Source organism: Haladaptatus sp. ZSTT2 (assembly GCF_037081775.1).
Classification (GTDB): domain Archaea; phylum Halobacteriota; class Halobacteria; order Halobacteriales; family Halococcaceae; genus QDMS2.
Genome location: NZ_JBAMHQ010000001.1, coordinates 911,331 through 929,920, shown reverse-complemented (window position 1 = coordinate 929,920; position 18,590 = coordinate 911,331). Strand labels below are relative to the sequence as shown.

At 62.1% G+C, this 18,590-nt stretch carries 25 protein-coding genes; 5 read left to right on the top strand and 20 right to left on the bottom strand.

Features of this window, described 5'->3' with window-relative positions; all coding sequences use genetic code 11:
• Positions 1 to 1,587 (top strand): TrkH family potassium uptake protein, encoded by a 1,587-nt coding sequence (locus V5N13_RS05145; RefSeq protein ID WP_336359878.1) that lies wholly within the window; start codon positions 1 to 3, stop codon positions 1,585 to 1,587.
• Here V5N13_RS05145 and V5N13_RS05140 read toward each other — a convergent pair.
• Positions 1,584 to 3,119, bottom strand: a complete 1,536-nt coding sequence (locus V5N13_RS05140; RefSeq protein ID WP_336359877.1) for a TrkH family potassium uptake protein — start codon at positions 3,117 to 3,119, stop codon at positions 1,584 to 1,586. The genes V5N13_RS05145 and V5N13_RS05140 overlap by 4 nt on opposite strands.
• Complete coding sequence (gene trkA / locus V5N13_RS05135; protein ID WP_332899781.1) at positions 3,116 to 4,450, bottom strand: Trk system potassium transporter TrkA; 1,335 nt, start codon at positions 4,448 to 4,450, stop codon at positions 3,116 to 3,118. The genes V5N13_RS05140 and trkA overlap by 4 nt, the downstream gene beginning before the upstream one ends.
• A 232-nt stretch (positions 4,451 to 4,682) precedes the next feature.
• Between trkA and V5N13_RS05130 the strand changes: the two genes are divergently transcribed.
• The 3 genes from V5N13_RS05130 (at position 4,683) to V5N13_RS05120 (ending at position 7,957) form a co-directional block, all read left to right on the top strand.
• A complete protein-coding gene (locus V5N13_RS05130) occupies positions 4,683 to 5,111 on the top strand; it encodes a universal stress protein (RefSeq protein WP_336359876.1) in 429 nt (142 codons plus the stop codon).
• Complete coding sequence (locus V5N13_RS05125) at positions 5,108 to 7,345, top strand: amino acid permease (protein WP_336359875.1); 2,238 nt, start codon at positions 5,108 to 5,110, stop codon at positions 7,343 to 7,345. The genes V5N13_RS05130 and V5N13_RS05125 overlap by 4 nt, the downstream gene beginning before the upstream one ends.
• A gap of 93 nt (positions 7,346 to 7,438) precedes the next feature.
• A complete protein-coding gene (locus V5N13_RS05120; RefSeq protein ID WP_332899777.1) occupies positions 7,439 to 7,957 on the top strand; it encodes a hypothetical protein in 519 nt (172 codons plus the stop codon).
• 22 nt (positions 7,958 to 7,979) lie between these two features.
• Here the strand turns inward: V5N13_RS05120 and V5N13_RS05115 are convergent, their stop codons facing one another.
• Positions 7,980 to 8,153 (bottom strand): hypothetical protein, encoded by a 174-nt coding sequence (locus V5N13_RS05115; protein WP_336359874.1) that lies wholly within the window; start codon positions 8,151 to 8,153, stop codon positions 7,980 to 7,982.
• A 265-nt stretch (positions 8,154 to 8,418) separates the two neighbouring features.
• Here V5N13_RS05115 and V5N13_RS05110 point away from each other — a divergent pair, with 265 nt between their 5' ends.
• Entirely contained in the window at positions 8,419 to 8,910 is a 492-nt protein-coding gene (locus tag V5N13_RS05110) for an SRPBCC family protein (protein ID WP_336359873.1), read from the top strand.
• Between the two features lie 2 nt (positions 8,911 to 8,912).
• On the opposite strand, the gene V5N13_RS05105 is transcribed toward V5N13_RS05110, so the two are convergent.
• From V5N13_RS05105 to V5N13_RS05025, 17 genes are all read right to left on the bottom strand, one after another.
• The gene (locus tag V5N13_RS05105; RefSeq protein WP_336359872.1) at positions 8,913 to 9,977 is read right to left on the bottom strand and encodes a zinc-binding dehydrogenase; all 1,065 of its coding nucleotides are present in this window, start codon (positions 9,975 to 9,977) and stop codon (positions 8,913 to 8,915) included.
• Positions 9,978 to 10,078: 101 nt separating this feature from the next.
• Entirely contained in the window at positions 10,079 to 11,551 is a 1,473-nt protein-coding gene (gene secY / locus V5N13_RS05100) for a preprotein translocase subunit SecY (RefSeq protein ID WP_332899772.1), read from the bottom strand.
• A 4-nt stretch (positions 11,552 to 11,555) separates the two neighbouring features.
• Positions 11,556 to 12,056, bottom strand: coding sequence for an uL15m family ribosomal protein (locus tag V5N13_RS05095; protein ID WP_332899771.1), 501 nt, complete (start codon positions 12,054 to 12,056; stop codon positions 11,556 to 11,558).
• A 2-nt stretch (positions 12,057 to 12,058) separates the two neighbouring features.
• Positions 12,059 to 12,523, bottom strand: coding sequence for a 50S ribosomal protein L30 (gene rpmD / locus V5N13_RS05090; protein ID WP_336359871.1), 465 nt, complete (start codon positions 12,521 to 12,523; stop codon positions 12,059 to 12,061).
• Complete coding sequence (locus V5N13_RS05085; RefSeq protein WP_332899769.1) at positions 12,523 to 13,164, bottom strand: 30S ribosomal protein S5; 642 nt, start codon at positions 13,162 to 13,164, stop codon at positions 12,523 to 12,525. Before V5N13_RS05085 ends, rpmD begins: the two co-directional genes overlap by 1 nt.
• Positions 13,161 to 13,715, bottom strand: coding sequence for a 50S ribosomal protein L18 (locus V5N13_RS05080; RefSeq protein ID WP_332899768.1), 555 nt, complete (start codon positions 13,713 to 13,715; stop codon positions 13,161 to 13,163). Before V5N13_RS05080 ends, V5N13_RS05085 begins: the two co-directional genes overlap by 4 nt.
• Complete coding sequence (locus V5N13_RS05075; protein ID WP_332899767.1) at positions 13,715 to 14,164, bottom strand: 50S ribosomal protein L19e; 450 nt, start codon at positions 14,162 to 14,164, stop codon at positions 13,715 to 13,717. Before V5N13_RS05075 ends, V5N13_RS05080 begins: the two co-directional genes overlap by 1 nt.
• Positions 14,161 to 14,874 (bottom strand): 50S ribosomal protein L32e, encoded by a 714-nt coding sequence (locus tag V5N13_RS05070; protein WP_332899766.1) that lies wholly within the window; start codon positions 14,872 to 14,874, stop codon positions 14,161 to 14,163. The genes V5N13_RS05075 and V5N13_RS05070 overlap by 4 nt, the downstream gene beginning before the upstream one ends.
• Entirely contained in the window at positions 14,874 to 15,410 is a 537-nt protein-coding gene (locus V5N13_RS05065; RefSeq protein WP_332899765.1) for a 50S ribosomal protein L6, read from the bottom strand. Before V5N13_RS05065 ends, V5N13_RS05070 begins: the two co-directional genes overlap by 1 nt.
• Positions 15,411 to 15,413: 3 nt before the next feature.
• Entirely contained in the window at positions 15,414 to 15,806 is a 393-nt protein-coding gene (locus tag V5N13_RS05060) for a 30S ribosomal protein S8 (RefSeq protein ID WP_332899764.1), read from the bottom strand.
• Position 15,807: 1 nt separating this feature from the next.
• On the bottom strand, positions 15,808 to 15,972 hold the full coding sequence (locus tag V5N13_RS05055) for a 30S ribosomal protein S14 (protein ID WP_332899763.1): 165 nt from the start codon (positions 15,970 to 15,972) through the stop codon (positions 15,808 to 15,810).
• Entirely contained in the window at positions 15,969 to 16,487 is a 519-nt protein-coding gene (locus V5N13_RS05050; protein ID WP_332899762.1) for a 50S ribosomal protein L5, read from the bottom strand. The genes V5N13_RS05055 and V5N13_RS05050 overlap by 4 nt, the downstream gene beginning before the upstream one ends.
• Positions 16,484 to 17,185, bottom strand: a complete 702-nt coding sequence (locus V5N13_RS05045) for a 30S ribosomal protein S4e (protein WP_332899761.1) — start codon at positions 17,183 to 17,185, stop codon at positions 16,484 to 16,486. The genes V5N13_RS05050 and V5N13_RS05045 overlap by 4 nt, the downstream gene beginning before the upstream one ends.
• Entirely contained in the window at positions 17,178 to 17,534 is a 357-nt protein-coding gene (gene rplX, locus V5N13_RS05040; RefSeq protein WP_336359870.1) for a 50S ribosomal protein L24, read from the bottom strand. Before rplX ends, V5N13_RS05045 begins: the two co-directional genes overlap by 8 nt.
• Positions 17,531 to 17,929 carry a 50S ribosomal protein L14 gene (locus V5N13_RS05035; protein WP_332899759.1) on the bottom strand — a complete coding sequence of 133 codons (399 nt, stop codon included), beginning with the start codon at positions 17,927 to 17,929 and terminating at the stop codon, positions 17,531 to 17,533. The genes rplX and V5N13_RS05035 overlap by 4 nt, the downstream gene beginning before the upstream one ends.
• On the bottom strand, positions 17,929 to 18,255 hold the full coding sequence (locus V5N13_RS05030) for a 30S ribosomal protein S17 (RefSeq protein ID WP_332899758.1): 327 nt from the start codon (positions 18,253 to 18,255) through the stop codon (positions 17,929 to 17,931). The genes V5N13_RS05035 and V5N13_RS05030 overlap by 1 nt, the downstream gene beginning before the upstream one ends.
• The gene (locus tag V5N13_RS05025; RefSeq protein WP_332899757.1) at positions 18,246 to 18,587 is read right to left on the bottom strand and encodes a ribonuclease P protein component 1; all 342 of its coding nucleotides are present in this window, start codon (positions 18,585 to 18,587) and stop codon (positions 18,246 to 18,248) included. Before V5N13_RS05025 ends, V5N13_RS05030 begins: the two co-directional genes overlap by 10 nt.
• Between the last annotated feature and the right edge of the window lie 3 nt (positions 18,588 to 18,590).

Here is an 18,590-nt window from a genome sequence, read left to right as displayed (position 1 = left end):
ATGGCGAACCCAGCCCACGACGGTATCGTGCCGACCGACCTCGCCACCATCTTCCGCGACGTCGGCGCGCTCGTGTTGATGGAAGCCGCCCTGCTCGCGCTTTCTGCGGGCGTGGCGCTCGCGTTCGGAGAACTCTACGTCGCCGGGGCGTTCGTCCTCGCCGCCACGGTTACCGCCGGTGTCGGCGGCCTCGCCAGAAAACTGTTCGACGACGCGCCAGCCCCGCTGATGAAACACGGGATGGTCATCGCCGCCGCAGGCTGGTTTGCGACCGCTATTTTCGGTGCGTTACCCTTTTTGTTCGCCGCCTACCTCGTCCCCCAGTCCGTCGCGGCAAGCTACGTCCCCGCGGGCGTCGATTACGGCTCGAGTCTCGCCTACTTTCGCTCGCCGCTGCATGCCTTTTTCGAGTCGATGAGCGGGTGGACGGGCAGTGGACTGACGATGGCGGTTCACGAGCCAACCCTGCCAAAGGCGCTGCTCTGGTGGCGCTCGCTCATCCAGTGGGTCGGTGGCGTGGGTGTCATCGTCCTCACCGTCTCGATTCTCGCCCGCCCCGGCAGTGGGAGCTACGCACTCTACCAGAGTGAAACACGCGAGGAGAAAATCCACCCGAGCATCGTCTCAACAGTCAGAACCGTCTGGAAGATGTTCCTCGGCTACACTCTCCTGTCGATTGCGCTCTTGTTCGTGGCGATTCGTCTCTCTGAATACGGCAGCACACTCCCGACGACCGAAGTCGCGTGGCAGGCGATAAACCACGCGATGACGGGGCTTTCGACCGGCGGGTTTTCCGTCACCGACAACTCGATTGGTACCTATAACTCGCCGCTCATCGAGGTCGTCTTGCTGCCGGTGATGGCGATTGGCGCGATTGCGTTCCCCATCCACTACCTCGTCCTCTCAGAGCGCGACCCGCGTCACTTCTTTTCGGACCTTCAGACGCGCTGGCTGTTCATCCTTTTCGGCCTCGGTGTCGCCGTGCTCACAATTCAGAACCTCGCTACGCTCGCGCCCGCGCTCTCGTTGCGCGATTCGACCTTCCAGTTCATCAGCGCGCTCACCTGTACGGGCTTTCAGTCTGCACCCATCGGCACGTGGTCTTCAGGCGGGAAGGTAATCCTCGCTGGCGCGATGACGATGGGCGGGGCCGCCGGAAGTACGGTTGGCGGCATCAAAATCATCCGTGGCTACACGATTGGCCGCGGGATTCGCTGGCAGTTCAGACGGGTGTTTCTGCCCGCAAACGCCGTCATCACGCTCAAGATGGACGGCCGAACGCTCCACCGCAACGAGATGGAACGCGAGTTCGCAGAGGCGGCCATCGTCACCATCCTCTGGCTCATCTTGCTTCTCGTCGCAAGCGTCGTCCTCACGAACCTCGCTGGCCCCGATTTCTCCTTCGCAGACGCACTGTTCGAAGTGGCGAGCGCTCAAGGGAACGTCGGGCTTTCGACCGGCATCACCGGGCCGACGATGCCGCGCCTCGCAGAAGGGATGTTGATTCTCAACATGTGGGTCGGCCGCTTAGAAATCATCCCCATCCTCGTGTTCATCCGGGCGGCCGTTTACGGACTCAACCCCTAGCTCCGCCAGTAGGCCGACGTGAGCAGGACGAACACCGGGAAGATTTCCAGTCGCCCAACCCACATCAAAAACACCATCAGGAGCTTGCTCTCTTGGGTGAACACGAGGTAGTTGTTCATCGGTCCGGCCGCGCCAAAGCCCGGGCCGACGTTTCCGAGCGTCGCGGCGACGGCACTCATCACTTCGAGCACCGACAGCGAGTCTTGGATGCGCGTCATGTCCACGAGCACGAACAGCACGCCGAAGAAGAAGATGAGCACGTACAGCAGCGTGAAGGCGTAGATGCCGCGAATCGCGCGCTCATCGACCGTCCGCCCACCGAGGCGCACCGGCGAGATGGCTTCGGGGTGCACCGTCGTAAACAGCTCCCGACGGAGCGATTTGAGGATGACGAGCCAGCGGACGACCTTGACTGCCCCACCCGTAGACCCCGCACTGCCGCCGATGAACATGGCGAACAGGAGGAGGTACTGGGTGGGCGCACTCCACGTGTTGAAGTCCATCGAGGCGTAGCCCGTCGTCGTCATAATCGAGGTGACTTGAAAGGTGGCGTGGCGCAGCGCGTCTTCGCTCTCACCGATGATTGGCGGCACCTGCCCAGCGATGGCGCCGAGGCCTGCGCCCGTAAACAGCAAGCCAGCAATCACCGCAGAGAGAACGGCCATCGCGCCGAGATAGGCGCGAAACTCGCTGTCTTCGAATAACTGCTCTGACTCGCCGGTGAGGACGTGCCAGAACAGCGCAAAGTTCGTCCCGGCGACGACCATGAACGGGATGATGACCCACTGGACGGCCGCAGAGAACGCTTCGATGCTCCGGGCTTCCGGGGAGAACCCGCCCGTCGGCATCGTCGTGAGCGCGTGGGCAACGGCGTTGTAAACGTCCATGTTCGGGGCCATCCCGCCGAGATGCAGCCCGTAGAGCAACACGATTTGGAGGATGGTGAAGCCGAGATACGCCCCCCAGAGCGCCCGCGCCGTCTCTGCGATACGCGGGGTGAGCTTTTCGAGGCCGGGGCCGGGCGCTTCTGCGTCCATAAGCTGTGCGCCCCCCACAGACAGCTCGGGCAAGATTGCCACGGCGAGGACGACGATGCCCATGCCGCCGAGCCACTGGGTCAACTGTCGCCAGATGAGGATGGCGCGCGAGTGGATGGTGAAGTCGCCCATCACCGTCGCGCCTGTGGTGGTAAACCCGCTCATCGACTCGAACAGCGCGTTCACGGGATTTGCGAGCATGGATTCGGTGCCGTAGCCCGCGATGAGGTACGGAATCGTCCCGATGACGGCGACGCCGAACCACGTCAGTGCGACCATCAGGAAGCCTTCACGAAAGCCCAGTTCGTCGTCGCGTTCGAAGCGTTCTAGGGCCACGCCAACGGTGAGCGTGATGGCGATGGTTGCCACGAACGTCATGACGCCCTCTCCGTCTACGAGCGCGACGAACAGCGGTAGCAACAGCGCAACGGAGAGATATTTGATGACGGTGCCGGTCAGACTGACACTCGTCCACCAGTTTACGCGCCGTTTCATACGCTCGCGGTCACCGCGTCGATTGCGTCGTGGTCAACGAACAGGACAACGTGGTCGTTCACCTCGATGACGGTGTCACCACGGGGGGTAATCATGCGGTTGTCGCGCGTCACCGCGCCGATGACGACGCCCTCGGGGAGGTCTGCGACCGACTGTTGAATCGGGCGGCCCGCGAGGATGCTGTCTGCGTCGATTTCGAATTCGAGCACCTCGGCGCGGTCTGATTCGATGAGTGCGACGTTCTCTGCTTGTTCGTCGCGGGTAAAGCGCGTAATCTCCTCTGCAGTTGCCTCACGGGGATTTACGGCCACGTCCACGCCAACGGCCTCGAACAGGTCGACGTACTCGCCGGCATCGACGATGGCGACGGTGCGTTTTGCCCCGAGGCGCTTTGCGAGCAGCGAGGCGAGCAGGTTGCGCTCGTCGGATTCGAGGCCCGCGATGACGATGTCTGCCTGTCCAACCATCTCACGGGTGAGAAACTCGATGTCAGTCGGGTCTGACTCCATGACCGTGGTGTTCGGCAGACGCTCTGCGAGTTCGAGCGCGCGCGCCTCTCGGTCTTCGATGAGACGGGGATGAAAGCCGCGGGCTTCGAGCAGGCGGGCGGTCTGGAAGGCGATTTCGCTGCCGCCGATGATGACTACGTCTTGGCCGTTGCCGCCCTGTCCGGGGGCGAGTTCCATCGCAAAGCCGCGGACACTCTCGGGGCTGCCGATGACGATGACTTGGTCGTCGGTTTCGATCGTCGTCTCCCCGCGCGGGATGACGACCGCATCTCCCCGCAAGATGGCGGCGAAGGTGAGCGAGTCGAAGCGGTCTGCGTCTCGAATCGTCTGACCGGTGATGGGGCTTTCAGCCGAGATGCCAAACTGGGCCATGAGGACGCTTCCGCCCGCGAAGGCGTCTACGTCTTGGGTCGCGGGGAGGCCAACGACGCGGACGATGCTCTCTGCGGTCAGCAAGTCCGTACACACGAGGAAATCGACGCCGAATGCGCCTTCTTTGCTCTGCCACGTCGTGAGATACTTCGTGTTCTTCACCCGGGCGATGGTGAAGGCGTCACTCGTGGTTTTGACCGTGCCACAGGTCACGATGTTCGTCTCGTCGTCGTCCGTGCTAGCGATGACCATGTCGGTCTGTTCGATACCGGCTTCTCTCAGCGTGTCGAGGTCTGCGCCGTCGCCTTCGATAGCGAGCACGTCGAGGGAGTAGGTGAGCGCCTCGACGCGGTCGCGGTCAATATCAATCACGACCACTTCGTGGCTGTCTGCGAGGCTCGCTGCGATACTGGAGCCGACTTCACCGGCTCCCACAACGATTACTCGCATCCAGACCCCTCACGAGCGAGACTCTTCATGGTTGTCGTGTTTTGCCGGGGGAGGTAAGTTCATTTCTATTCCTCAGACCGTCTCAGTGTGCAACTTGCTCACGTATCGACCGACGACACCGACCAGTTAAGTTCGAGTAGTCTGTCTGCACCTATCATGAACCATTCACTCGCCAGCAACGGGAACTGTCACGGCCTCGCTATCGAACACGAGCCACCGGGCGGTGGTGTCGATGGGTAACTCCCTCGTCGACTGCGTCGTCGTCCCGGTCGCTGACGAGACCGACGCGCGAACGACGTGTCTCGCGCTCGCGCCGTATCTCGACGCCGACAGCCGCGTCGTGGCGCTTCACGTCATCGAAAAAGCGGGTGGCGCACCCGACAAAGCCTCCGTCGAACAACGGCAGGAGGGCGCAGCAGACATCTTCGCCGTGGTCAAAGACACGCTCACCACGGTCACCGTCGAGACCGAACTGCGCTACGGGACGGACGTTGCAGAGACGATTTTCGACACTGCTTCGGACGTAGACGCGACGGCAATCGCCTTCTCGCCGCGTGGAGGGAGCCGGTGGGTTCGCCTGCTCTCTGGGGACGTTGCACTGTCTCTCGTGACCGACACCGACCGGCCGGTGGTCGTCTTGCCGGACGTCACTGACAAATGAGTGACGAAGAACTCGCAAAAGACCTCGGGCCGCTCGCCGCGCTGACCATCGGCGTGGGCACCATGATTGGGGCGGGCATCTTCGTCCTGCCTGGCGTGGCCGTCGAAACCGCCGGCCCACTCGCCGCCGCGGCGTTCGTCCTCGGTGGCGGGATTGCCCTGCTCACCGCACTCTCCGCGAGTGAACTCGGCACGGCCATGCCGAAAGCCGGGGGCGCGTACTACTACGTCAATCACGCCCTCGGGCCGCTGTTCGGCAGCATTGCAGGTTGGGCCAACTGGATGGGCCTTGCCTTTGCCTCTGCGTTCTACATGTTCGGCTTTGGCCAGTACGTCTCCGTGTTCGTAGACGTGCCCACCCTCGCGCTTGGGCCGCTCACCCTGACGGGTGCGAAAATCATCGCGCTCGTGGGCGCAGCGCTGTTCACGTTCATCAACTACGTGGGCGCAAAAGAGACGGGCCGCCTGCAGAACATCATCGTCGTCACGCTCGTGGGCATCCTCACGGTGTTCACGCTAGTCGGGGCGCTGCAAGCAGACATCTCCTCTCTCCGGCCATTCGCGCCGGATGGCTACGGACCGCTGCTCCCCGTGACGGGCATCATCTTCGTCTCGTATCTGGGTTTCGTCCAGATTACGTCGGTTGCAGAGGAAATCAAAGACCCCGGCCGCAACCTGCCGCGCGCCGTCATCGGGAGCGTCCTGCTCGTCACCGCCATCTACGCGCTTGTCTTGCTCGTCGTCCTCGCCGCCGTGCCAAACAGCGTGGTCGCGGGTAACGACACCGCCGTCGTGGACGTGGCGCGCATCCTCCTCGGGCCGATTGGCGCAGTTGCCCTCCTCTTTGGCGGCCTGCTCGCAACGGCGTCGAGTGCGAACGCCTCGATTCTCGCCTCCTCACGCATCAATTTCGCCATGGGGCGGGACAAAATCGTCACCGAAGACCTGAACACGATTCACCCCCGCTTCGGGACGCCGTATCGCGCAATCGCGCTCACCGGCGGGTTCATCTTGCTGTTCATCCTGTTCGGTGACTTGGCGACGCTCTCGACGGCCGGGAGTACGCTCCACCTCATCATCTACGGCCTGCTCAACATCGCGCTCATCGTGATGCGCGAGGCGAATCCGGCGGGCTACAAACCCGACTACGAGGTGCCGTTCTACCCCGTCGTGCCGATTCTCGGGGCGGTCATCTCGTTCGCGCTCATCGCGTTCATCAATCCGGAAATCGTCGCCCTCAGTCTCGCCTTCGTCGCCTTCGCCGCCCTCTGGTACGTCTTCTACGCCCGTTCGCGCACGGAGAAACAGGGCATCCTGAGCCAGTACATCCTGAATCGCTCTGACGTGATGCCAGAACCTGCTGTCTCTGCGGCGGGGGCCGTCCAGCCAGACGGCGGCCAGTATCGCGTGATGGTGCCGCTTGCAAACCCCGCGAGCGAGAAAGACCTCATCTCGCTTGCGAGCGCAGTGGCAAAACAGAAAGGTGGCACCGTAGACGCCATCCACATCATCACCGTACCCGACCAGACGGCGCTTGCGGGGGCGGCGGCGTACAAAGACCAACTCGACGCGGAGTCCTCGACGTTGCTTGAACGCGCCCGCAAAGACGCGACGACGTTCGGCGTGGACGTGGACACTCACACCATCCTCTCACACCGGTCGTTCGAGGAGATTTTCGACGCGGCAAAAACCCACGAGGCAGACCTCGTCGTGATGGGTTGGGGGGCAGACTCCCACGGCGCACCCGGTCGCGCAGAGAGCGCGTTAGACGAACTCACCGAGAACATCCCGTGTGACTTCCTCGTGCTCAAAGACCGTGGGTTCGACCCCTCGAAGCTGCTCGTCCCGACCGCCGGTGGCCCGGATTCAGACCTCTCTGCGGCCGTGGCGACGATGCTGCGCGCAGAGTACGATTCCGAGATTACCCTGCTCCACGCCGTCGACTCACCCGACGAGGAGGCAGATGGCCGCGTGTTCTTAGAACAGTGGGCCAGAGAACACGACCTCGCGGACGTGAACCTCCGCATCGACACCACGGGCGACGTCGAGGGAGCCATCGAGACGGCGGCGAAAGACTCCTCGCTCGTCATCATCGGTGCGACCGAAAAGGGCCTGCTCACTCGCCTCGTTCGCGGGTCGCTCGTCCTTGACGTGGTCGACGACATCTCGTGTTCGGTGTTGCTCGCAGAGAAGGGCCGCAGTCGCACCCTCCGCGAGCGGTTATTCGGTCGGTAATCGACCACACTGGCGCGCTTTTTCTTCCGTTTCACGCGTTTAGCCTCCCGATAATAACGAGGGGTGACAGGTAAGGAGTAATCAACGATGGGTGTGACACAAAAATCTCTCTTCGCGGTTGGGCTCTTGCTGTTCATCTCTGGCATCGCCGTCTCGACGGGTATCGCCCCCTTTGCCCCCGAGATGGGGTCGTCCGTCAGCAACCTCGCCGAGGGCAACCAATCTGACACGGCCAACACGGCAACCCCGACGCAAACCACGTCTGCGGCGACCACGACGCAAGCCACGACCGCCCAAGACACGACCACGTCCACGACGGCGACGACCGACGAGCCAGCCGAGTCGACGGAGACGTCAACGACGACCACGAGTACGACGACTACAACGGCCGAACCAACGGTGACGATTACGGACACGACGACGACGGAGTCCACCACGACGACCGAGACTACAGAAACGACGACGGAATCAACGACCACTACCGAGACGACCACCACCGAAACGACCACCACCGATTCGACGACAACCACCACGACCACCGAGGAGACCACCTCAACGACCACGACGACCGAATCAGACGACTCTGACGGCGGTCTCTTCAGCTTCGACTAACGCCCACCGGTTTCGCCCCTTGTTATTCCCAGTCGTCTTCGACAACAGGATTGAAAAAGTCATAGCAGAAGTCGTAGGCTTTTCCCAGCAAGAGCGGCAGCGCGAGTACGCTCACCCAGACGACTGCCGCGGCGACGAGGTCTCCCATTCCCGTCTCGACACCGGCGGCTTCGAGGCCGATTTCTAACACCCACATGTGGTGTGAGTTAGCGTACCATGGATTTCAATCTCACGCCGAACTATCGGCAGTTGACCGGTCAATCGCCCTGAGTAGCGCTCATTATCTCAGCACGCGTCTCCATTATTGGGTATTGCAATATCCAATGGGGGTGTGAGCGACCGGCCAACGGTCGTCGCTCGATGCGGGGGCCTCTACTCGCGGCGTCTTTGTCTGTGGATACGGCTGCCTCAACAGGGTGGCGAGAGCACGACTTTACGCTCTCTGCCAGCCTATGCTCTACATGCAGCTTCGTTCTGTCGGCAGAGAGCGCGTCATCCACGCAACCGTTACCGTCCCGGCCAGCAGAGCCGCCGTCTGGGACGCCTGGACCACCGACGCGGGCGCGCGAAGCTTCTTCGCGCCCGACTGTACCATTGACCTCATCGAGATGGGTGCCTACGAGATGTTTTTCAATCCCGAGGGCGCGGACGGCCTCCGTGGGGGCGAAGGCAACGTCATCCTCGCCATCGAACCGGAGCGGATGCTGAGTTTTACCTGGAACGCCCCGCCCTCACTGCCCACTGTCCGCGACCAACGGACGAGCGTCGTCGTCCGCTTCCGTGACCTCCCGAACGACCGCACGCAGGTCAGCCTCACCCACAGCGGGTGGGGTGAAGGCCCCGAGTGGACGAAGGCCTACGACTACTTCGTCGAGGCGTGGGCGGAAACGGTATTGCCGCGGCTCAGAGAGCGCTTCGTGAGCGGACCGATTGATTGGGACGCCCTCGACTGAGCTCAGTTCGCAAAGTCGGTCACGACCTCTACGCCTTCGACCTCGTAGCGAGTCATCGCGTCGAGGCGGTCTGAAACGTCTGAGAGGGCGACCTCGCGACTGACCAGCTTTCCGGGCGTGACCGAACCTGCCTGCATGAGACCGAACAGCTCGTCGTAGCGCGTCGGCGGCATCCCACGAGAACCGTGAAAGGAGAGTTCGTGTCTCGCCATGTAATCGGTCGGCACCGATACCTCGCCGCGTTCTGTGTCGGTCGAAAGTCCCACTTGAACGTGTTCGCCGCGCCGCCGTAGCGACCGGATGGAGTTCCGACACGTCTCCGCGATACCGAGTGCGTCCATCGAAACGTGTGCCCCACCGTCCGTGAGTGCCTGTACTGTCGCGGGAACTTCGCACTCGGTTGCGTTCACGACTTCCGTCGCACCAAGGTCACTCGCCCGACCGAGTGCACTCTCGTTTACGTCCACCGCGACGACACGCGCCCCGAGTGCGTGTCCGATGTGCACCGCAGAGAGGCCAACCCCGCCACAGCCGTGCACCGCGAGCCAGTCGCCGGGGCCGAGGGCGGCGCGGTGTGCGAGGCCGTGAAACGCCGTCATGAACCGACACCCAAGTGCGGCCACGTCGCGGACGCTGACGCCCTCTGGCAACCGCATCGCGTTGTACTCCGCCCACGGAAGGTGTACCTGCTCTGCGAACGCACCGGGAGCCTCCGGCTGAAACCCGAGTGCCCGGTCGTTCACACAGACGTTTCCGTACCCATTTCGACAGTAGTGGCACGTCCCGTCACCGAGATTGAACGGCACCGCGATACGGTCTCCGACTGAGAGGGCTGTGACCTGCTCGCCAACCGCCACGACTTCGCCTGCGGGTTCGTGTCCCAACACCTGCCCGCGGGGCACTTGGTCGTCGGCCCACTCGCCGTGGCCCATCCACGCGTGCCAGTCGCTGCGACAGATGCCACACGCCTCTACGGCGACGACCGCGCCGTGTGGCTCCGGTGTCGGTGGCTCGCGCTCTTCGATTTCGAGCGGTTCTCCGTACTCTCGCAACACTGCAGCGCGCATGCTCTCGGATTCGTGTGCGAGTGGATAAACGTCCGTGTGCGGCGTCGGTGACCCTGTGGCTCACCGGTCAGCGCACAAAAAATGAAAACTGCGAACCGGAGTTAGTCGCCGCCGCCGAACATCTGGCGCATCATCGGGTGCATCTCCATGAGTTGCTCCTCTGCGATCTCCTCGTACAGTTTGTACGTGATGGAGACGGTGAGCAGCAAGCCCGTACCGGAGACGGCACCGATGGTGCCGAGCATGTTCGCCATGACGGCGAGCAGGCCCACGAGGGCACCGCCGATGATGGTGACCTGTGGGATGTAGCGTTCTAAGACCTTCTCCATGACACCGGGGCTCTGGCGGAAGCCGGGAATCTGCATCCCCGAGCGCTGAATCTGACGCGCGGTTGCTTCCGGCCCCATGTCGGTGGTCTCCACCCAGAAGATGGCGAAGATTGCGCCACCGATGACCATGAAGGTCAGGTCGATGAGCACGCGGATCATGATCATCCACGGCTCGGCCGTTGTCTGTCCAAGCCACCACATCCACTGTCCGGGTGACTGGATGGGTGCGAGGTAGTAGAACAGCCCGCTCACGGGCTGGCCTTGGGCGTACGTGCCGACCCAGCCGGGCATGCCGGCCCACTGGGCCTCTAAGATGCGCCCGAGGAACTGGATGTTCGCTTGGAGCGCACGAACGAGGATCATCGGCAGGACGCTCGCGTAGATGAGCTTGACCGGGAAGCGCCCGCGAGCACCCTTCACGCGCGAGTGCGAGAGGGGAATCTCGACGCGGACGCTCTCTGCGTACACAACCACACCGAAGATGAGGAGGGTCGTGATGAGCGCGAGAATCTGCCCTTCACCGACGAACAGCACCTGGAGGCCCGAAAGCGACAGAATGCTTGGCATGTCCACGCTGCCGGTGAGCATGCCAAACCACGTCGCAAACAGCCCGGCTTCGTTCGAGCCGAGTCCGGGAATGGCGAAGAAGCCACCCACGAGACTCTGGCTGACACCGGCGATGATGAACAGGCCAATCCCCGAGCCGACGCCCCATTTCGAGACGACCTCGTCCATGAACAGGATGAGGATTGCGCCGACGAAGATTTGCGCGAAGATGAGCCACTTGACGCCCGTGAGTCCAATGCCGAGGCTCTGGGCGACCTGTGGGTCTGCGGGCAGGAAGCTTCCTGCGAACACCATCGGGAGGCCGGTGAGACAAATCATCACGACCACCAGGAACTTCTGGAGGCCCTGATACAGAATCTGGTCTCGTGGGTTGCTCGTATCGAGGCCCAAGAGGTCGGCGCCGCCGAGTAGCTGCAGCACAATGCTTGCGGTGACGATCGGACCGATACCGAGCTGCAGGATGGTTCCCTGACCACCCGCGAGGATGGAGCGGAACTGCCCGAACACGTCCGACTGTCCGGAGCCGAGTCCGTACAGGAACACGTTCGTCAGGAAGAAATACAGCACCAGAATGCCCGCTGTCCAGCCAAGCTTGCGCCGGAACGGCACGTGACCTTCCGGTCTGCGTACCGACGGCATTCGGGTGAGCACCGGTTCAGCAGCCTCCTTCCAGCCCATGGGTCTACTCCGCGTCCTCGTCTTCGTCTTCGTCGTCTGCTTCGAGTTCAGCCTGGCGCTCTTGGCCGCGCTCACTGAGGATGGCGTCGCCGCCTTCGCCCTCGATGAGCTCGCGTGCGCTCTCGCTGAAGTCGTCAGCCGTTACGACGAGCTGGTTACGAATCTGGCTTCCACCGAGCACCTTCACGACATCGACGTCGTGACCGTCTTCGACGATGTCGCGGGCGTCCAGCTTGAAGCCGTGGTCGGTCTCTTCTGCGAGACCGTCTGCGGCGTAGAGCACCGCGTTCTCGTCTAACGTCTGGACGTCCACGGTGCGGACGTCTTCGCGGAGTGACGGCGGCCGGGTGAACCCGTGTTTACCAAGCGGTTCGTAGTTGTGGAACTCGTGTTTTGCGCGACCGGCGCGACCGCGGCCACCACGGTTTCCGGCACCACGCCGGTTCTTGTGGGTACCGCCGCTGTGGGTGCGCGAGCCACGCTGGCGTCGTTTCTTACTGGTCATGGTTATCGCATCGCCTCGAGGAGCTGGTCGATCTCCTCTGTCGTGTGCTTACCGAGTTCGCCACCCTCTTTAGTGACGTGCTTGATGCCTTTGTGTCCCTTGCGTGGGGGGTGCAGGCGAAGCACGGGAGAGAGGCCTTGCTCGCGGAGGTTCGTCTCTTCTGCAAAGAGCGCGTCTGCGAGGCTCTCGATGTCGTCGTAGTCGGTGTTTGCTGCCACCCACTCGTCGTCGACCGTCGCGTCGCCTTCGAGCGGCTCTGCGCGCGTCCGAAGGAGCGTGACGACGACGTCCTTGCTTGGCTCACCGTGGGCAACGTAGTCGTTGACCTTGGTGATCATGCCACGGTAGGCCTCCGTCTCGGGGACGAAGGTCGCGTGGTTGACTTTGTGGATGTTGAGCATGGAGAGCGTGTCGCGGATGCCCTGTTTCATGTTCACTTCACCGCGAATCTGGACGAGTGCTCGCATTATTCAATCACCTCACGCTGCTCGCGGGCGTGCTGGGGCACGCGGGCCTCAGCCGTGTTGCGAAGCGCGTTGAAGGTTGCTTTTGCGAAGTTGACGGTCGTGCGGGTGTTCCCCGACGAGCGCGTCCAGATGTCTTCGATACCGGCGAGTTCGAGCACCGAACGGACGGTCTCCCCGCCCGCGAGTCCAAGCCCACGTGGTGCGGGCTGGAGTTCGACCTCAACGCTGCCTGCCTTACCGGACGTGCGGAGTGCGACGGTGTGGGGTCGCCCACAGCCACATTCCCACGACCCGCAGCCACGCGAGACGTCGATGATGTTCAGTTTTGCGCGCTCGATTGCCTTCTGGATGGAGCCACCGACCTGGTCGTCCCGGCCCTGGGCGTAGCCAACGTAACCATCGCGGTTACCAATGGCGACGACCGAGCGGAACTTGACACGGCGGCCGGAGTCAGTCATGCGCTGGACCATGTTGATGTCCAGCACGTCGTCTTCGAGCCCCGGGAGGAGCTGGTCGACGATCTGGGGCTCCTTAAGCGGGAGACCCGAGCGGAGGGCATCTTCCATCGTGGTGATGTCGCCCTCTGCGACTTTCCGACCGAGACGGGTTCGTGGCTCCCAGCCGTTGTTGTTTCTGCTCATAGTTCGTTCTCCAGTCGTTCACGCACTTCGTCGAAGTGCTCGGGGAGTTCGGTCGCGTCGAACTCTCCGCTGTAGAGTGGTTCGTCGAGCGATTCTGCGTACTCGGCAATGTGTTCGCCGCGGGTGCGAGACCAGTCAGCGAGGACGCTCTCGTTGTGCGGGATGTCGAGTCCTGCATCGATTGCGCCTTCCTGAACTGCGAACACTTTGTTGCCGGGGGTTGCCGTGTTAAGGCCGATGTCAAGCACTGCCTCTTCGAGGCCTGCTGCGAGCGCACGCTTGCCGGCGAGATAGCCGGTCAGGTACGCTGCAGGCAGGTTACCAGTCGGGGCCTCCCAGCCGAAATCGGCGAGGTCGGCAGACGTTGCACTCGCAAGTGTCACGTCGCCTTCGTCTCCAGCCGTGATCAGCTGCGCCCTGATGTGCTGGTTGCTCTTTCGAGCGACCAGACGAGGCTTGCCGGATTTCAACAGGCGCAACCTCTGATGGTAGTCCGTTCTGACCTCGCGGCGGCGCCGCATCGGAACCTTGTATCGTGGTCCGTTAGCCATTATTCGTCACCGTACTGTTGTTCGATGTAGTTGAGCAGGTACTGGACACTGCGGAACTCGCCACCGCTTGCCTTGTTGTAAAGCGAGCGGTACTGGGTGCGGTTGAGTTCACCCTCGTCGCGGAGTTCTTTGAGCTTCTTTCGCTGTGCGCGAATGCGGCTCGTCCAGTCTGCTTTCTTGTTCTGCCGTGCGCCAGCCTTCCCTTTGCGGGAACCGGGGCCTTTGCGGTGTCCGTAGGCGCGCTTCTTGTTGCGCTCACGGGCACGACCGCGGGAGTTCCCGCGCTTGTCCTTTGCCGTGATGGAGCCGTCCGCGACGAGTTCGCGGATGTCCTCGCGCGTGATTGCTTCTGCAATCTCGGCTGAGGCCTCTGGGTCCATCCAAACTTTGTTCTTCCCGACGTCTAAGACGTCGGCTGCGAGACGGCGCTGGGCTTTCAGGTCGCTCATTCTTCTGTCACCTCAACTTCGACGTAGGTTGGGTTGAGCACGCGGACGCCCATCTCCTCTGCCTCCTCTTCGATGCGTTCGCGTTTGCGAGCACCGACGGAGCCAGCGATACGGGCTGCCTGCGTGTCACCGTCGAGACCATCGAGGTCATCGACGTTGAAGACGCGCACTTCTTCGAAGCCGCTTGGGTGCCGCCCACGAATCGATTTCGGGGTGCGGTAGCCTGCCTCGACCATCGGGCCCTTGCCCTTGATGCCGCGGCGCTGCTTCGAGAGCCCACCGCGTGGCTTGCGCCACGAGGTCGGCGTGCGCTTTTTCTTGTGGTAGTCCTGGCGGTTGAACTGCGGTTTGCCCGCGCGGGAACGCGCCTGAAGCAGGCGTGCTTCCTCGTCGTCGAGGTCGGGGGTCTTATCGACCAGGCCGCGTGGTTGCAGTTCGGTTTCGACGTCTTCTGCGGCTGCCTCCTCGGCTTCCGCGTCTTCGTCTTCGACTTCGGCTTCCGTCTCCTCTGAGACTTCGAGCCCGCCGACGTCCGCTTTGATACGGGCGGCGAGGGCGTTACCGATGCCATCAACCTCGGCGAGCTCAGACTGGGAGGCGCGCGCGACGGCTTCGACCGTATCGAAGCCTGCTTCGCGGAGTGCCTCTGCCTTTGCCTCGCCGACACCGCTGATGTCGGTCAGTTCTTGTGGTTGGTCTTCGTCTGCCATCAGGCGTCACCTCGCTGTGGTTTTTCGATGATGTAGACGCCGTCCTGGAACACCCGAGTGTCTTTGCCTTTGACGCGCGTGAGCTGTTCGATGTCCGCTGCGGTCTGGCCGACGTGTTCTTTGTCGGGACCGGAAAGCGTCAGCTCCTCGCCGTCGATCTGAACTTCCGTGTCGCCGTGAACGGTGGTCCGTCGCGGGGACTTCTCACCGAGGAAGTTCTGGATGACAACGTCGTCACCTTCGACGCGAACCTGCATTGGGAAGTGAGAGTAGAAGACTTCCATCTTGTACTCCCATCCTGCGGTCACGCCGTGGAACATGTTCTCGATGTGACTCGAGAACGTCCCGATGGTGGCGTTCATCTTGGCTTTCTCAACGTCACTCTCGACGACGACAACGTTGTCGTCAACGGAGACGGTGACGTTCGGGTACCAGAGTCGGCGCGTTACCGATCCTTCTGGGCCGCTTACTGTGAGGTCGAAGCGGTCGACTTCGGCCGTCACATCGTCTGGAATTTCGAGTTCTACTCGTGCCATGGTTCAGTACACGTACGCGATTATTTGGCCACCGATGCCCGCTTCGCGGGCCTCGTAGTGGCTCATGATCCCGTGGCTGGTAGTCACGACAAGCGTCCCGTAGTCACGGGCTGGGAGGAACCGTTTCTCCCATCGCTCGAAGTCGTCTGCACCCGCCGAGTAGCGGGGCTTGACCGAACCACATTCGTTGATCGCGCCTTTTAGTTCAACCTCGAATCGACCGGCTTTGCCGTCTTCGACGAACTCGAAGCCGTTGATGTACCCGCGGTCGTAGAAGACCTCAAGCACGCTGCCGATGATATTCGAGGCGGGCTCAACTGTCTGGGTCAGATGACCGACGCTCTCGGCGTTGTCGATGCCGGAGAGTGCGCTGCTGAGTGGGTCGTTATCTGCCATGTTACTTATATTTCTTGAAGCCCATGCTTCGGGCAATCTCACGGAAGCACTGCCGGCAGAGCCAGATGTCGTACTTGCCAACAAGGCCTTGTTTGCGACCGCATCGCTGGCACTGTTGGAGCTGGCCCGTTCGCTTCGTGGCGTGCTCGCCGAGTTCCTCGCTCATTTGTTCACCTCCACGTCATACGTCGATTCAAGGTACGCGATTGCGTCCTCGACCGTCAGCTTGTGGGCCGACGGAATCTGTCGGTTGACCTTGTCGCGCTTTGCGACACGGTAGCCGGGACGAACGAGGTTGACGGTCACGTCAAGCCCGTAAATCCCGATGTTCGGGTCGTACTCCTGGCTCGGGAATTCCGTGTGTTCCGGAACGCCGAAGCTGAAGTTGCCGTTGTCGTCGAACTGCTTCGGTTTGAGATCGACGAGCGTGAGTGCCGTCTCGAGGAACTCTGCGGCGTCCTCGTGGCGGAGCGTCACTTTGGCACCGATTGGGTCACCCTCGCGGATGCCGAAGTCCGGAACCGTGCGCTTTGCGAGCGTCCGAACGCTCTGCTGGCCGGTCACGCTTTCTAGGATGTCCTCTGCGTTGGCGAGCTCGCGCCCACCGCGGCCGACACCCATGTGGACGACGACCTTTTCGACGCGTGGCTGTCGCATTGCGTGGAAATCAGCCTCGCTCATTCGTCGTCACCTCCGGTGAAGTTCTCGTCGATAACGACGACGTAGTCTTCGATTGTTTCGAAGGAGCCGTCTTCTTGGTCGACGACGATACGGTTCGGCGCAGACGATGGGGAAATATGGATCTCCTCGATGGTTCCGATTTCGCCAGCGTGCTGGCCCTTGATTGCCGTCACGAGTGCACCCTCTTCGTAGACGAAGTGGGCGACGACTGCTGCGTCACTGTCCACGACGAGCGAGTCGCCGCGGGTGTAGCCGGGGTCCTCGTCGAAGAGGAGCGTCTGGCCGTTGTGAAGTGACAGCTGCGTCTTGCCACCCTGCACGTTGCGCTTGCCCGTGATTTTGCCGAGCTTCGAGCCGGCAGACTCCTCGGGAATCGCGGAGAGTGCGAGGCGACCTCCCTGGTCGGGGAAGACGCGGTAGTATTCGTCGCGCTCGGTGAACGACAGGATGTCGAACATACCGATTGGGCGACGCTCGTCGGTTACTTGCTTGCCATTGACCAGTACCGTTCCCTGGTTGAGCGCGTAGCGTGCTTCTTTCTTCGAATCGACGTAGCCGAGCACGTCGCGAAGGATGATGAGCAGCGGCACACCCTCTTCGCCGTGGGGGCCTGCGCCCGCTTTCACGGTGAAGGTGGCGGTCTTACGCTCGACCGGCCAGGATTTTGGCACTGAGAGTCGCTTCTGGTGATTACTCATTGTCTTCCTCCAGGCGCGCCTCGCGGACGTCGTCTTCCAGGTTCAGCTCGGTCACGCGGACGTTGCTGGTGTCGAGTGCACGGGGGACCTCTTCGCCGTCTGCCTTTTCGAGGGTCACGCCCTCGACGTAGATGACGGTCTTTTTGAGGTCAACTTCCATGACTTCGCCTTCAACGCCTGCGAAGTCGCCGCGCATAACCTCGACGGTGTCGCCCACGTTCACGCGGACGTTTCGCTTGCCGTACTGCTCGCGGAGGTCGTCCGAGAGCGTGGCACGAACCTGGCGCTGACGCTTGTGCAGCGGTGCGCGCTCGGTCTGGTTACGCTGTTTGGTTGGTTGTCGAGTCATACTATCATCGTAGCTGTGGAAGCGATGCTTCCGAAGCGTTCTGCGACCTCACGCCCGATTGGACCTTTAATCTCGGTCCCGCGTGGGTCTTCGTTCTCATCAACGATGACGGCGGCATTATCCTGGAACTTGACGCGCTGCCCGTCTGGGCGGCGAATCGGTTTCCGCTGGCGGATAATGACGGCCTCGAGGACCTGCCGGCGCATTTCCGGGGTCCCCTTCGTCACGGAGACGGTCACCTTGTCCGCGAGCCCCGCTTTGGGGTGGCGGTTGATGGTGCCCGAGTAGCCGGACACGCTGATGACTTTGAGTTCGCGTGCGCCGGTGTTGTCGGCACACGTGATAATCGAACCCTTCTCGAGTCCTTGCGTGATGTCTGCCTTGAGAGCTTTCATCAGGCATCGCCTCCTGTTGTTTCGACCACGACGTGTGCTTTCGTCTTCGAAAGCGGTCGTGTCTCTGCTATACGAACCGTGTCACCGACTTCCAGACCCAGGCACTCTGGTGCGTGGGCCGGGATGCGAGAGCGTCGTTTCATGTACCGGTCGTACTTTGGTACTTTCACGTCGTACTCTCGTTCGACGATCACGGTTTTCTCCATATCCGTCGAGGCGACTTTGCCTTCGAGCAGCTGTCCGCGTACGGCAAGCGAGCCGTGGAACGGGCAGTTCTCGTCGGCGCAAGTGGCCTCCGGTTCTGGTACGTTCAGTCCTAACGCCATTTGGAATCTCCTGTAGTTTCTGTGCGAAGAGCAGGGTGTGAGAGCAGTCGGTCCCCATCCACCGTAACGTAGGCCACATTCTCGCCTGCTGGTTTGAATGCAGTCCCGGCCTCCTTGCGGTCGGCCGCAGCTTCATCTATGGGTCCAAACTCGAGTGTCGAGGCCTGCTTTGGCACGTGCTTCGTCCGAGACCCCACGTCGATGCTGAGCATCTGGGTGGTTTCGCCCACCACACGCCCCGCTATCCCGACTACGTCGGGGTTTGGGGCAGCAGCGACCCGCACGTGCAGGCCGATGAGTTCGTGTCGTGGGAGTGTCTCGGGGGTCAGCATTCC